The organism is Actinotalea sp. (assembly GCF_035443605.1).
Classification (GTDB): domain Bacteria; phylum Actinomycetota; class Actinomycetes; order Actinomycetales; family Cellulomonadaceae; genus Actinotalea.
Window position 1 is genome coordinate 1 of record NZ_DAORSQ010000079.1, and the last position, 12,604, is coordinate 12,604.

Sequence of the window (12,604 nt, forward strand, 5' to 3'; positions counted from 1 at the left end):
GACGCCGTCGTCGGGCGGCCGCTCGACCCGATCGTCCTGCACGAGGCCGTCGCGGGCCTGCTGCGTGGGGCCCCGGCCTGATGGTCGACGGCGCACCGACCTGGCCGCGCCTGCTGACCAGCCTGCTCGCCGGGCGTGACCTCGACGCCGAGCAGACCCGGTGGGCGATGGGGCAGGTGATGGCAGGGGAGGCCACGCCGGTCCAGCTCGCGGGGTTCCTCGTCGCGCTGCGGGCCAAGGGCGAGACGGTCGCGGAGCTCACCGGCCTGGCCGAGGAGATGCTCGCGCGGGCCGTGCGCATCGAGGTGCCCGGCAGGGCGGTCGACGTCGTGGGCACCGGTGGCGACCTCATGCACACGGTGAACATCTCCACGATGGCCGCCCTCGTCGTCGCCGGCGCCGGGGTGACGGTCGTCAAGCACGGCAACCGCGCCGCGTCCTCCTCGACGGGCACGGCCGACGTGCTCGAGGCCCTCGGCCTGCGGCTGGACCACTCGCCCCAGCGCGTCGTCGAGCTCGCCGCCGAGGTGGGCATCACGTTCTGCTTCGCCCAGGTGTTCCACCCGTCGATGCGTCACGCCGCCCCCGTGCGCCGCGAGCTCGGTGTCCCCACGGCGTTCAACGTGCTCGGACCGCTGACCAACCCGGCCCAGCCCGCCGCAGCGGCGATCGGCGTGCCGGATGCGCGGATGGCCGCGTTGATGGCCGGCGTCCTGGCCGGACGGGGGACCAGCGCGCTGGTGTTCCGGGGCCACGACGGCCTCGACGAGCTCGCCGCCACGGGCCCGGCCGAGGTGTGGTGGGTGCGCGACGGCGCGGTCAGCCACCACGTCGTGGACGCCGTCGCCGACCTGGGCCTCGACCCGATCACCGTGGCGGACCTGCGGGGCGGTGAGCCTGCGGCCAACGCCGAGGTGGTGCGCCGTGTGCTGGCCGGCGAGCGGGGACCGGTCCGCCAGACGGTGCTGCTCAACGCCGCGGCGGCGCTCGTCGCGGACGGCACCCTGCCCGGGACGGGCGCTGGCTCGCTGGTCGAGCGGCTCACGGCGGGGCTGGCGGCCGCCACGGCCGCGGTCGACGACGGCCGCGCCGCTGACCTGCTCGAGCGGTTCGTGCTGGCCTCGCGCCGCTGAGGCGCGACGCGCTCAGTCGCCCAGGCCGAGGTCGAACGCCGCGTCGAGGTCGCTCGAGGAGTACGCCCGGAAGGCGATGAACGTCTGCGTGCGGATGATGCCGTCGACCTTGCTCACGCGGTCGGCGATGACGTCGGCGAGCTGCTCGTGCTCGCGCACCTTGACCATCGCGATGAGGTCGGTCCCACCCGTCACCGAGAAGACCTCGCGCACGCCGGCGATCTCGGCCACCTGGGCGGCGATCTCGGGGATGCGCGACGGGTCGGCGTCGATGTGGACGATGGCGGTGATCATGCGGGGCCTCCGGAAGGTGCGGGTGCGCCCATCATGCCGCGCCGACGGGTGCCCCGTGGCCCGCCCCACGGCCAGCGTCGCCCCCGTCGTCGAGCGCAGGGCCGCCCGCCGGGTCGCCCGCCCCATCGCCCGTGCCGCCGCCGCGGACGTGCCCGGCGACCGCCGCCGCCGTCGCCCCCGCGGGCCGGTAGGCCTCCGCCCCGCGGACCGGGCAGCCCCAGCCCTCCTCGACTGCGACGAGCCGCACGCCGGGCTCGTCCAGCCACGCCAGGACGATCTCGCTCTCCTCGGGGTGCGCGCTCGTGGCGGGGGCGACGGGCACGGGCACGTGCTCGGCTGTGGCCACCAGGGCCTCGATGGTCGACCGCGGGTCCTGCCCGCGCGGGGTGGTGGCGGTGGCACCCAGCCGACCGTGCCGCACGACGACGATCTCCCAGCCGCCGTCGTGCGGGCGTGCGGCGACGACCTCCGCGTGCTCGGCCGCGCGGCGCGACCGCTGGGAGCGAGCGGCGGCGCGCAGGAAGGCGGTGAGGCGGTCGCGGTGGCCGGCGGCCTCCTCGTACCGCTCGGCCGCCACGAGGGCGGCGATCCGGTCCGCGTGCCAGCCCACCACGGGCGCGGGGTCCTCGACCATCGCGCGGCGCACCTGCTCCACCACGGCGGCGTACCCGGCCTCGTCCTGCGCGCCCGTGCACGGGGCGCCGCACCGACCCATCCCGGCCAGCGCGCACGGGCTGGCGCCGGGGGCGGCCGCGCGCGGCAGGCGACCGGTGCACTGGCGCAGCGCGAACGTGGCCTGGAGCGCGTCGATCGCCTGCTGGGCGGCGACCCGCCCGGCGAACGGCCCGATGTGGGCCGCGACCCCTGTGCCGGCCGCCGAGGCCCCGGGCGCACCGGTGGCGCCCGAGGTCCCGTCGGGCGCACCGGGCCCGTCACGCCGCACCTCGCGCACGATCGACAGCCGTGGGTACGGCTCCAGGGTCAGCCGCACCCAGGGCATCCGCTCGGGGAACCGGGAGCGTCGGTTGTAGCGCGGGGAGTGCTCGGCGATGAGGCGCAGCTCGCGGACCCTGGCCTCGAGCACCGTGCCGCACACGATGGGCACCACCTCCTCGGCGAGCCCCACCATCTCCGTCATCCGGCGGCGGTGCTCTGCCGCCGTGAAGTAGCTCCGCACGCGCGTGCGGATCGACGTGGCGGTGCCGACGTAGAGGACCTCGCCGCGGGCGTCGCGGAACTGGTACACGCCGGGGGCGTCCGGCAGCCCGTCGGCGAGGTGGCGCTTGCGGCGGCGCGCGGCGGGGACCGGGTCCGTCGCGGTCGCGAGGTCCTCGAGGTGGGTGATCCCCAGCGGGCCGAGCCGGGCCAGCAGCGCGTGCAGCACGTCGACGGTGGCCCGCGCGTCGGACAGCGCGCGGTGGTCCGGCGTCACGGTGGCGCGGAAGAACGCCGCGAGGGTGCCGAGCTTGTGGTTCGGCACCTCGTCGCGGGTCACGGCGCGGCGCGCGAGGGCCACGGTGTCGAGCACCTGGGGGCCCGGCCACGGGTAGCCGAGCTCGCGCGCGGCGGCCTTGAGGAAGCCGACGTCGAACGGCGCGTTGTGCGCCACGAGGACGGCGCCGCTGGCGAACTCCAGGAAGCCGGGCAGCACCTGGGCGATCCGCGGCGCGCCGGCGACCATCGAGGTGGTGATCCCCGTGAGCGCCGCGATGAAGGCCGGCACCGGCACGCCCGGGTCGACGAGCGTCTGGAACTCGCCGAGCACCTCGCCGCCGCGCACCTTGACGGCGCCGATCTCCGTGATGGCCGAGCCGCCGGGCGTGCCGCCCGTGGTCTCGAGGTCCACGACGACGAAGGTCACCTCGGACAGCGGGGTGCCGATGTCCTCCAGCGTCGGCTGGACGGGCGCGCCGCGGGGCGGCGGGGCTGCGGCGCCGGCGGGGCGACCTGGGGACGGCATGGCGCCGAGGGTAGGCCCTGGCGCCGACAGACCCGCGGGGCGGCTCCGGCGGCGGGCTCGCGCCGGCGGTGCGCCCGGCGGTGCGCCCGGCGGTGCGCCGGCGGTGCGCCCGGCGGGGCGCACGCCGCCACGGGCGGCGCTGCCGGTGCGTGTCGGACCCCGCGGCTAGCGTGCGCCGCATGATCATCGACTGTGGGCAGTGCACCGTGCGCGGTGACGCGTGCACCGAGTGCGTCGTGACGTTCCTCACCGTGCCGGTGCGCGAGCGCGACCTCGACGACGCCGAGCGGGGGGCCATCGAGGTCCTCGCCCGCTCGGGCCTCGTCCCTCCGCTCCGGATGCGCGCGCTGTGAGGCTCAGCCCTCCGCAGGCCCGCTGCCGGTCCCGCCCGCGTACAGCTCCTCGATCGCGTCCGCGTACGCGAGGAGCACCTTGTCCCGCTTGACCTTGAGCGACGGCGTGAGCAGGTCGTTGGCGACGGTGAAGTCCGTCGGGAGCACGGCGTACTTGCGGATCGACTCGGCCCGCGAGACGGCCTCGTTGGTCCGGGCGACCGCGCGGTCCAGCGCAGCGCGCACGTCCGGGTGCGCCGCTGCGACGTCGACGTCCATCGCGGGCAGGTTGTGCGTGGCGAGCCACCCCGGCAGGGCGTCGACGTCGAGCGTGAGGAGCGCCCCGATGAACGGCTTGCCGTCACCGACGGCCACCACCTGGCTGATCAGCGGGTGGCCGCGCAGCCGGTCCTCGAGCAGCGCCGGGGCCACGTTCTTGCCGCCGGCGGTGACGATGATCTCCTTCTTGCGCCCGGTGATCCGGACGAAGCCGCGCGCGTCCATCGAGCCGAGGTCGCCCGAGCGGAACCAGCCGTCCGCGAAGGCCTCGGCGGTCGCTGCGGCGTTGTTGCGGTAGCCCGTGAACACGCCGGGGCCCTGGATGAGGATCTCGCCGTCGTCCGCGATCCGCACCGCCATGCCGGGCAGCGGGGGGCCGACGGTGCCGATGACGGTCGCATCGGGCAGGTTGACGGTGGCCGGTGCGGTGGTCTCGGTCAGGCCGTAGCCCTCGAGGACCTTGAGCCCGACGCCGCGGTAGAAGTGGCCCAGCCGCTCGCCCAGCGGTGCCCCGCCGGAGATCGCCCACTCCGCCTGCCCGCCGAGGGCCGCGCGGATCTTGTGGAGCACCAGCACGTCGGCGACCTTGTGCTGCAGCCGCAGCCACAGGCTCGGCCCACCGGGCTGGTCCAGCGCGCGCGAGTAGACGATCGCCGTCTTCGCCGCCCGCTGGAAGATCGCCTGCTTGCCGCCCGCCGCTGCCTTCTGCTCGGAGGAGTTGTAGACCTTCTCGAACACGCGCGGCACGGACAGGATGAACGTCGGCCGGAAGGTGCCGAGGTCCGCCAGGAGGTTGCGGGTGTCGGGCGTGTGGCCGAGCACGGCCCCGGCGGGCACCACGAGCACCTCGATGAACCGCGCGAAGACGTGCGCCAGCGGCATGAACAGCAGGGTGCGCGAGCCGGGCGGGACCACGACGGCGAGCCGCTTGACCACGCTGAGCGCGAGGTACACGAAGTTGCCGTGCGTGAGCTCCGCGCCCTTGGGACGGCCCGTCGTGCCCGAGGTGTAGATGATGGTGGCGACGTCGTCCGTGGTCGCCAGGGCCCGGCGCCGGTCGATCTCCGCGTCCGGCACCGCAGCGCCCGCGGCCGTCAGCGTGGCGATCGCCCCGTCGTCGAGGGTGAGCACCTCGGTCAGCCGCGGCGCCTGCGCCCGGACGCCGGCAACGGTCGCGGCGTGCTCGGCGGTCTCCACGACGACCAGCCGGACGTCGCCGTCGGTGAGGATCCACTGCACCTGGTCGGCGGAGGACGTCTCGTACAGCGGGACGGCCACCGCCCCGGCGGCCCAGATGGCGAAGTCGAGCAGCGTCCACTCGTAGCGCGTGCGGCTCATGATGCCGACGTGGTCGCCCGGCTCGATCCCCCGGGCGACGAGGCCCTTCGCGACGGCCGTGACCTCGGCGAGGAACGCGGTGGCGGTGATCTGCTCCCACGGCGCCTCGGGCGTCGCCTTGCGCTCGATCATCGGTTGGTCCGGCCACCGCCGGACGCGCCCCGCGAGCAGGTCGCTGAGGTTGTCCGCCGCACCGATCTCGACGACGGCAGGGCTGCGGAACTCGTCCATGCTGACTCCAGTGGCAGGCGGCGGGTGTGCTGACGATACAGAACCGATCGTCCCGGCGCCGTTCGCCGCGAAGTCGGTAGCCTGCGACCCGAGGGCTGCGCCGTGGGGCGCGGTCGAGGCGACGGCGCGAGGACGGACATGTACGCGATCGGTGTGGACATCGGCGGCACGAAGATCGCGGCGGGCGTCGTCGACGAGAACGGCACGATCGTCGCCCAGACCAGGCGGGACACGGACCCGACGGCCGCCGACTCCGTCGACGCGGGCGTCGTGGACGCCTGCCGGGAGCTGCTCGCGGGGCACGAGGTCGGCGCGATCGGACTGGCGGCGCCGGGCTTCGTCAGCTCGGACCAGGCCACCGTCCTGCTGTGCCCCAACCTGCCCTGGCGGGACCACCCGCTGCGCGAGCGCGTCGCGGCCGGCCTCGGCACGGCGCTGCCGATCGTCGTCGAGAACGACGCGAACGCCGCCGGCTGGGCGGAGTTCCGGTTCGGCGTCGGCCGTGACGTCGAGGACATGCTGCTGCTGACGATCGGGACCGGGCTGGGCGGCGCCCTCGTGGTGGGGGGCCGGCTGGTGCGGGGCGCCTACGGGGTCGCGGCGGAGGTCGGTCACATGCGCGTGGTGCCGGACGGCCACCTGTGCGGCTGCGGCCTGCACGGCTGCTGGGAGCAGTACGCGTCGGGCCGTGCGCTCGTGCGCTCGGCACGCAACGCCGCCGTGAACCTGCCGGAGAGCGCGGCACGCATGGTCGAGCTCTCCGGAGGGCGCAAGATCCAGGGCCCGGCGATCACCGCCGCGGCGCAGGAGGGTGACCCGCTGGCGATCTCGCTGCTCGCGGAGCTCGGGCGCTGGATCGGCGAGGGCTCGGCGAGCGTCGCGGCGCTGCTCGACCCGGCGCTCGTCGTCATCGGCGGTGGCGTGGGCGCGGCGGGGGACCTGCTGCTCGACCCGACGCGCGCGGCCTTCCTTGCTGCGCTCTCGGCGCGGGGCTTCCGGCCCGAGGCGCGCATCGAGCTCGCCGCGATGGGCAACGACGCCGGCATCGTCGGCGCGGCGGACCTCGCCCGGATCTGACGGGTCGCTCGCACCGGGCCCGGGCGCCTCAGACGACGGCGCCCGGCCCGTCGTCGTCGTCCCGGGTGTGCGGCATGCGCCACAGCAGCAGCCCGACGGCGCCGAGGAAGACCACCCCGGCCACCTGCAGCACGAGCGCGGGCACGTCGCGCCACACGACCACGATGAGCAGCGCGAGCAGCGGCACGCCCAGGGCCACCGTCCACGCCATCGTCAGCAGCGGGTCCCCGCCGAGCACCGGGCCGGGGTCGGGCGGCTGGAAGTGGTCCTCGGCCTCCTCCACGACAGGGTCGGGCACCCACCCGCGGTGCGCGTCGGCTGCGGGCCGCACCGTGCGGGCGCCGGGACCCTGCTCGCCGGGTCGCACGTCGTCGGCGCGTCGGCGGGGCTCCGGCGGCAGCTCGAGATCACCCAAGCGGGTGACGATGTCGCGCCACCGGGCATCGACGTCCTCGGCGGTAGGCTCCGGGGTCGCCTCGTGCGGCGGGGTGGCGGCGTCGTCCGGCGTGGGGGCGCTGGTCTCGTCCGGGTCCTCGGCAGGATCCTGGTCGGGGAGCGGACGTGCGGGCATGCGGATCACTCTAGAGTCGGACTGACGCTGCGCGCGGATCGCGTGGGCGCCGCAGCGGAGGTGACAGGTTGTTCTACTGGTTGATGAAGCGGGTCATCGCTGGCCCGCTGCTGCGCGGGATGTTCCGGCCGTGGGTGCGGGGGATGGACCACATCCCCGAGTCCGGCGGGGCGATCCTGGCGAGCAACCACCTGGCGGTCATCGACTCGTTCGTGCTCCCGCTCATGCTGTCGCGCAAGATCCGCTTCATCGGCAAGGCCGAGTACTTCACCGGGACGGGCGTCAAGGGACGGCTCCAGGCGGGGTTCTTCCGCGGGGTCGGCACCATCCCCGTCGACCGTGGGGGCGGCAAGGCGTCCGAGGCCGCGCTCCACACCGGCCTGGGCGTGCTCCAGTCCGGCAACCTCTTCGGCATCTACCCCGAGGGCACGCGCAGCCCCGACGGCCGGCTCTACCGCGGCAAGACGGGCGTGGCGCGCCTCGCGCTCGAGTCCGGCGTCCCCGTCATCCCTGTGGCGATGATCGGCACCAACATCGCCCAGCCCATCGGGCAGGTGATCCCCAAGCCCATGCGCCTGGGCATCGTCATCGGCGAGCCGCTCGACTTCAGCCGCTACAAGGGCATGGAGAACGACCGGTTCATCCTGCGCTCGGTGACCGACGAGATCATGTACGCCCTCATGTCCATCTCCGGTCAGGAGTACGTGGACACGTACGCGGCGACGGCCAAGGCGCGCATCGCGGCGGGTCGCGACCCCGAGGACGCTGGCCCCGCAGCCCCCGCCCCGACGGCCCCGGGCGGTCGTCCGGTGCCCGACGTCCAGCCTCCGGTCCCCCCGGCCGAGGAGGAGACGCCCTCAGTAGGATGAGGCGTCCGCCCCGGGGGCGGTACCGAGGACCAACGGCCCGGTCGGCGTCGCCCGGCCGAACCCATGCTGCGGTGGTTCGCGTGCAGATCTACGAGAGGTGTGTCTGATGTCGGTTCGTCGCGTCGCCCTGCTGACCGCTGGCGGTTTCGCCCCCTGCCTGTCCTCCGCCGTGGGTGGCCTGATCGAGCGCTACACGGAGATCGCCCCGGAGATCGAGATCATCGCCTACCAGCACGGCTACCACGGGCTGCTGACCGGCACCAAGGTCGTCGTCGACGCCGAGACCCGCGCCAAGGCCGGCCTGCTGCACCGCTTCGGCGGCAGCCCCATCGGCAACTCGCGCGTCAAGCTCACCAACGCCAAGGACTGCGTCAAGCGCGGGCTGGTCACCGAGGGTCAGAACCCGCTCGAGGTCGCCGCGGAGCAGCTCAAGGCGGACGGCGTCGACGTGCTGCACACCATCGGTGGCGACGACACCAACACGACGGCCGCCGACCTCGCCGCCTACCTGCACGACAACGGCTACGAGCTGACGGTCGTGGGCCTGCCCAAGACGATCGACAACGACGTCGTGCCGATCAAGCAGTCGCTCGGCGCGTGGACGGCGGCCGAGGAGGCCGCGCACTTCGCGAAGAACATCATCGGCGAGCACCGCTCGGGCAACCGGATGCTCATCGTGCACGAGGTCATGGGCCGGCACTGCGGCTGGCTCACGGCCGCGGCCGCCGCGGAGTACCGCCGCTGGCTCGACGCGCAGGAGTGGGTGCCGAGCATCGGCCTGTCGCGCGAGCGCTGGGACATCCACGCCGTCTTCGTGCCAGAGCTCGCGCTGGACATCGACGCCGAGGCCGCGCGCCTGCGGACGGTCATGGACACCCAGGGCAACGTCAACATCTTCCTGTCCGAGGGCGCGGGCATGCACGAGATCGTCGCCCAGCTCGAGGCGTCCGGCCAGGAGGTCCTGCGGGACGCCTTCGGCCACGTGCGCCTCGACACCATCAACCCCGGCCAGTGGTTCGCGAAGCAGTTCGCCGAGAAGCTGGGCGCCGAGAAGGTCATGGTCCAGAAGTCCGGCTACTACTCGCGCGCCGCTGCGGCCAACGCCGAGGACCTGCGCCTCATCAAGTCGATGACGGACCTCGCGGTCGAGTGCGCCCTGCGCGGCGAGTCCGGCGTCATCGGCCACGACGAGGAGGACGGCGACCGCCTCAAGGCGATCGCGTTCCCGCGCATCGCCGGCGGCAAGGCGTTCGACGTGTCCGTGCCGTGGTTCGGCACGATGCTGTCCGGGATCGGTCAGGCCCTCGTCCCCGCAGACCACTCGTCGTGAGCGTCGAGCCCGAGCCGGGCCTGCTCGCGGCGCTGGACGCCTGGCGCACGATGTCGGCGCGCCAGCAGCCGGCGTGGCCGGACGCCGCGGCCGTGGTGGCAGCGACGGCGGAGCTCGCCACCATGCCGCCGCTGGTCTTCGCCGGTGAGGCCGACATCCTCACCACCCGCCTGGCCGCGGCCGGGCGGGGCGAGGCGTTCCTGCTCCAGGGCGGGGACTGCGCGGAGACGTTCGCCGAGGCGACGGCCGATCGCATCCGCAACAAGATCAAGACGATCCTGCAGATGGCGATCGTGCTGACGTACGGCGCGAGCATGCCCATCGTCAAGATGGGCCGGATGGCCGGCCAGTACGCCAAGCCGCGCTCGTCGGACGACGAGACGCGCGACGGCGTGACGCTGCCGGCCTACCGCGGTGACGCGGTCAACGCCTACGCGTTCACCCCCGAGGCCCGCACGCCGGACCCGCACCGCCTGCTCGACGCCTACCACCGCTCCTCGGCGACGCTCAACCTCGTCCGGGCGTTCACCACCGGCGGGTTCGCCGACCTGCGCCGCGTCCACGAGTGGAACCGCGGCTTCACGGCCAACCCCGCGTACTCGCGCTACGAGGAGGTCGCCGCCGAGATCGACCGCGCGATCCGCTTCATGGCCGCGGCGGGAGCCGACTTCGACGCGCTCAAGACCGTCGAGTTCTTCTCCAGCCACGAGGCCCTGCTGCTGGACTACGAGCGCGCGCTGACCCGGATCGACTCGCGCACGGGCCTGGCGTACGACACCTCCGCGCACTTCCTGTGGATCGGCGAGCGCACCCGCCACCTCGACGGTGCCCACGTCGAGTTCCTGCGGCACGTGCGCAACCCGCTGGGCGTCAAGCTGGGCCCGACGACGACGGGCGACGACGCGCTGGCGCTCATGGACCGCCTCAACCCCGACGACGCGCCCGGGCGCCTGACGTTCATCACGCGCATGGGGGCCGGTCAGATCCGCGACGTCCTGCCGCCGCTGGTGGAGAAGGTCACGGCCTCGGGTCGGCCGGTGACGTGGGTGACGGACCCGATGCACGGGAACACCATCTCCTCGGACTCCGGGTACAAGACGCGACGGCTGAGCGACGTGCTCGACGAGGTGCGCGGGTTCTTCGAGGTGCACCGGGCGTTGGGGTCCGTGCCGGGGGGGATCCATGTGGAGCTCACCGGGGACGACGTCACGGAGGTCATGGGCGGCTCGGAGGAGATCGACGACGCCGGTCTTGCGCTGCGGTACGAGACGCTCGTGGACCCCCGGCTCAACCACCAGCAGTCGCTGGAGATGGCGTTCCAGGTCGCGGAGATGCTGCGCGGGCGCTGAGGGGACGGAGGCTGAGCGGTGCGGACGCCACGTGCACTTTCCCGGGAGGTCGCCGACGGCGTGGTCTGCGTCCGGCTCGGGCGCGGGCCCCTCGAGGTCAACGTGTACCTCGTGCGCTCGGACGCCGGATGGGCGCTGGTCGACACCGGCTGGCCGAGCTCGGCCCCGGCCATCCGTGCGGCCATGGCATCGGTCGCCGGGCCCGGCGCCCGGCCGTCGGCGATCCTGCTGACCCACATCCACCCGGACCACGCTGGATCCGCCCTCGGGCTCGCACGGACCTGGGGGCTGCCGTTGCGGGTGCACCCGGACGAGGTGGTGCTCGCGCGCGGCGGGATCCTGCCGGCGTACGCCAACCCGCTCGACCGCTGGGCCATCGCGCCGGTGCTGCGCCTCGTCCCGCGCCGCAGGCTCGAGGTGATGATCGCCCGGGACAGCCTCGAGGACGACGTCGTCTCGTTCGACCCCGCCGCCGCCGTGCCGGGGCTGCCCGACTGGCGGTGCGTGCCGGTGCCGGGCCACACCCCGGGTCACGTGGCGTTCTTCCGCGAGCGCGACCGGGTGCTCCTGACCGGTGACGCGGTGCTGACGGCGAGCCCGATGTCGGTGCGGGGGCTGGTGTCCTCGGCGCCGGCCGTGTACGGGCCGCCGCGGGTGTCGACGTGGGACTGGGCGGCCGCCGTGGCCTCCGTCGGTGTGCTGGCCGGGCTGCGGCCCGAGGTGCTGGGGACGGGTCATGGGCGTCCGCTGTGCGGTCCTGCTGCCTCGCGACTGCTCGATGCGTTGGCTGGGGCGCTCTGACGGGCTGCTCGTGGGGGTGGGGTTCGCTCCGGACTGTGACGGTGGCGGGTTCGCTCCGGGTTGCGGCGGTGGCGGGTTCGCTCCGGACGACGACGGCGCGCCCGAGCCCCGGCTCGCTCGTTCCTCGCGAGCCCTGCCAGGCCCACCACGCTCGGGCGCGCCGTCGTCGTCCTGCGCTTCGCGGTCGGGTGGCCCGAGCGCGGGGCGTGTCGCGCGGGTCGTTGTGAGCGTGTTGGTCCGGCATCCGGCGCACCATGGGTGGGCACTCGGCCCCGCCGACCTCTCAGACGACCGTGAGGGTGATGGTGCTGCCCTTGGGCACGGACTCGCCCCCAGCGACACTCTGGTTGCGAACCGTCCCGAACACCCCGCCAAGGAAGTTCTCGCGTTCCGCCACGAGACCTAGCCCTTCGAGGATGGCGGCCGCGTCCCGGTACTGCTTGCCGAACAGGTCTGGGACGATGATCAACGGGGGGCCTTGGCTGATGGTGATCGTGATGGGGTCCGTGCGGAAGGCGGGGGTGCCGGCTGCGGGGGACTGGAGCATCACCGTGCCCGCCGCGAACTCCTCGGAGTAGTCCGGGACCTCCGTGACCCGCAGGCCCTGGGCCTCGAGCTGGGCCTTGGCGTCGGCCTGGGGGGCGCCGATGACGGAGATGATCGTGATCGGCTCCGGGCCCTTCGATGCCGTGACGACGATCTCGGTGCCGAGGGGGAGGCTGGCGCCCTCCGCGGCCGAGATGCCGATGACGGCGCCGTCTGCGACGCCGTCGCTGAACTCGAGGGTGGGCTCGGGGACCGTGAAGCCGGCCGTGGTGAGGGCTGCGACGACGTCGGCGACGGGGGCACCGGCCAGGCCGGTGGGGACCGTGCGCATGTCGGGGCCCTTGGAGACGGTGAGGGCGACGGAACCCTCCTTGCGGACGCGCTCGCCCTCACCGGGGTCCGCGGCGACGATCGCGCCGAACGGGACGCTGGGGTCGAACTCCTCCGTCGGGTCGGCCGTGAGGCCGGCTGCCGCCAGGGCCTGCTGGGCGACG

General features: G+C 74.2%; 12 protein-coding genes. 7 read left to right on the plus strand and 5 right to left on the minus strand.

Annotated elements, in window-relative coordinates:
• Positions 1-80 precede the first annotated feature (80 nt).
• Positions 81-1,133 (plus strand): anthranilate phosphoribosyltransferase, encoded by a 1,053-nt coding sequence (gene trpD, locus PKY62_RS09575; RefSeq protein ID WP_324536484.1) that lies wholly within the window; start codon positions 81-83, stop codon positions 1,131-1,133.
• A 12-nt stretch (positions 1,134-1,145) separates the two neighbouring features.
• On the opposite strand, the gene PKY62_RS09580 is transcribed toward trpD, so the two are convergent.
• Together PKY62_RS09580 and PKY62_RS09585 are read right to left on the minus strand one after the other, a co-directional pair.
• Positions 1,146-1,427, minus strand: a complete 282-nt coding sequence (locus PKY62_RS09580; protein WP_324536485.1) for an Lrp/AsnC family transcriptional regulator — start codon at positions 1,425-1,427, stop codon at positions 1,146-1,148.
• 31 nt (positions 1,428-1,458) lie between these two features.
• The gene (locus tag PKY62_RS09585) at positions 1,459-3,387 is read right to left on the minus strand and encodes a DEDD exonuclease domain-containing protein (RefSeq protein ID WP_324536486.1); all 1,929 of its coding nucleotides are present in this window, start codon (positions 3,385-3,387) and stop codon (positions 1,459-1,461) included.
• A 179-nt stretch (positions 3,388-3,566) separates the two neighbouring features.
• On the opposite strand from PKY62_RS09585, the gene PKY62_RS09590 reads away from it, so the two are divergent.
• The gene (locus PKY62_RS09590; protein WP_324536487.1) at positions 3,567-3,740 is read left to right on the plus strand and encodes a hypothetical protein; all 174 of its coding nucleotides are present in this window, start codon (positions 3,567-3,569) and stop codon (positions 3,738-3,740) included.
• Between the two features lie 3 nt (positions 3,741-3,743).
• Here PKY62_RS09590 and PKY62_RS09595 read toward each other — a convergent pair whose 3' ends face one another.
• Entirely contained in the window at positions 3,744-5,567 is a 1,824-nt protein-coding gene (locus tag PKY62_RS09595) for an AMP-dependent synthetase/ligase (protein WP_324536488.1), read from the minus strand.
• 138 nt (positions 5,568-5,705) lie between these two features.
• Between PKY62_RS09595 and PKY62_RS09600 the strand changes: the two genes are divergently transcribed.
• Positions 5,706-6,644 (plus strand): ROK family glucokinase, encoded by a 939-nt coding sequence (locus PKY62_RS09600; protein ID WP_324536489.1) that lies wholly within the window; start codon positions 5,706-5,708, stop codon positions 6,642-6,644.
• A gap of 28 nt (positions 6,645-6,672) precedes the next feature.
• On the opposite strand, the gene PKY62_RS09605 is transcribed toward PKY62_RS09600, so the two are convergent.
• Complete coding sequence (locus PKY62_RS09605) at positions 6,673-7,215, minus strand: hypothetical protein (protein WP_324536490.1); 543 nt, start codon at positions 7,213-7,215, stop codon at positions 6,673-6,675.
• 68 nt (positions 7,216-7,283) lie between these two features.
• Between PKY62_RS09605 and PKY62_RS09610 the strand changes: the two genes are divergently transcribed.
• The 4 genes from PKY62_RS09610 to PKY62_RS09625 all read left to right on the plus strand — a co-directional run bounded on the left by PKY62_RS09610 (position 7,284) and on the right by PKY62_RS09625 (position 11,564).
• Positions 7,284-8,084, plus strand: coding sequence for a lysophospholipid acyltransferase family protein (locus tag PKY62_RS09610; RefSeq protein ID WP_324536491.1), 801 nt, complete (start codon positions 7,284-7,286; stop codon positions 8,082-8,084).
• Positions 8,085-8,190: 106 nt separating this feature from the next.
• Entirely contained in the window at positions 8,191-9,414 is a 1,224-nt protein-coding gene (locus PKY62_RS09615) for a pyrophosphate--fructose-6-phosphate 1-phosphotransferase (RefSeq protein WP_324536492.1), read from the plus strand.
• Positions 9,411-10,763, plus strand: a complete 1,353-nt coding sequence (locus tag PKY62_RS09620; RefSeq protein ID WP_324536493.1) for a class II 3-deoxy-7-phosphoheptulonate synthase — start codon at positions 9,411-9,413, stop codon at positions 10,761-10,763. Before PKY62_RS09615 ends, PKY62_RS09620 begins: the two co-directional genes overlap by 4 nt.
• An 18-nt stretch (positions 10,764-10,781) precedes the next feature.
• Positions 10,782-11,564, plus strand: coding sequence for an MBL fold metallo-hydrolase (locus PKY62_RS09625; protein ID WP_324536494.1), 783 nt, complete (start codon positions 10,782-10,784; stop codon positions 11,562-11,564).
• Positions 11,565-11,847: 283 nt separating this feature from the next.
• Here the strand turns inward: PKY62_RS09625 and PKY62_RS09630 are convergent.
• Positions 11,848-12,604, minus strand: a 757-nt coding sequence (locus tag PKY62_RS09630) for a PASTA domain-containing protein (protein ID WP_324536495.1), incomplete at its 5' end; no start/stop codon positions are given.

What these genes read in the sequence shown, in the direction of transcription:
- trpD (WP_324536484.1), top strand. Translation starts at nt 81, where the DNA reads ATGGTCGACGGCGCACCGACCTGGCCGCGCCTGCTGACCAGCCTGCTC.
- PKY62_RS09580 (WP_324536485.1), bottom strand. Translation starts at nt 1,427, where the DNA reads ATGATCACCGCCATCGTCCACATCGACGCCGACCCGTCGCGCATCCCC.
- PKY62_RS09585 (WP_324536486.1), bottom strand. Translation starts at nt 3,387, where the DNA reads ATGCCGTCCCCAGGTCGCCCCGCCGGCGCCGCAGCCCCGCCGCCCCGC.
- PKY62_RS09590 (WP_324536487.1), top strand. Translation starts at nt 3,567, where the DNA reads ATGATCATCGACTGTGGGCAGTGCACCGTGCGCGGTGACGCGTGCACC.
- PKY62_RS09595 (WP_324536488.1), bottom strand. Translation starts at nt 5,567, where the DNA reads ATGGACGAGTTCCGCAGCCCTGCCGTCGTCGAGATCGGTGCGGCGGAC.
- PKY62_RS09600 (WP_324536489.1), top strand. Translation starts at nt 5,706, where the DNA reads ATGTACGCGATCGGTGTGGACATCGGCGGCACGAAGATCGCGGCGGGC.
- PKY62_RS09605 (WP_324536490.1), bottom strand. Translation starts at nt 7,215, where the DNA reads ATGCCCGCACGTCCGCTCCCCGACCAGGATCCTGCCGAGGACCCGGAC.
- PKY62_RS09615 (WP_324536492.1), top strand. Translation starts at nt 8,191, where the DNA reads ATGTCGGTTCGTCGCGTCGCCCTGCTGACCGCTGGCGGTTTCGCCCCC.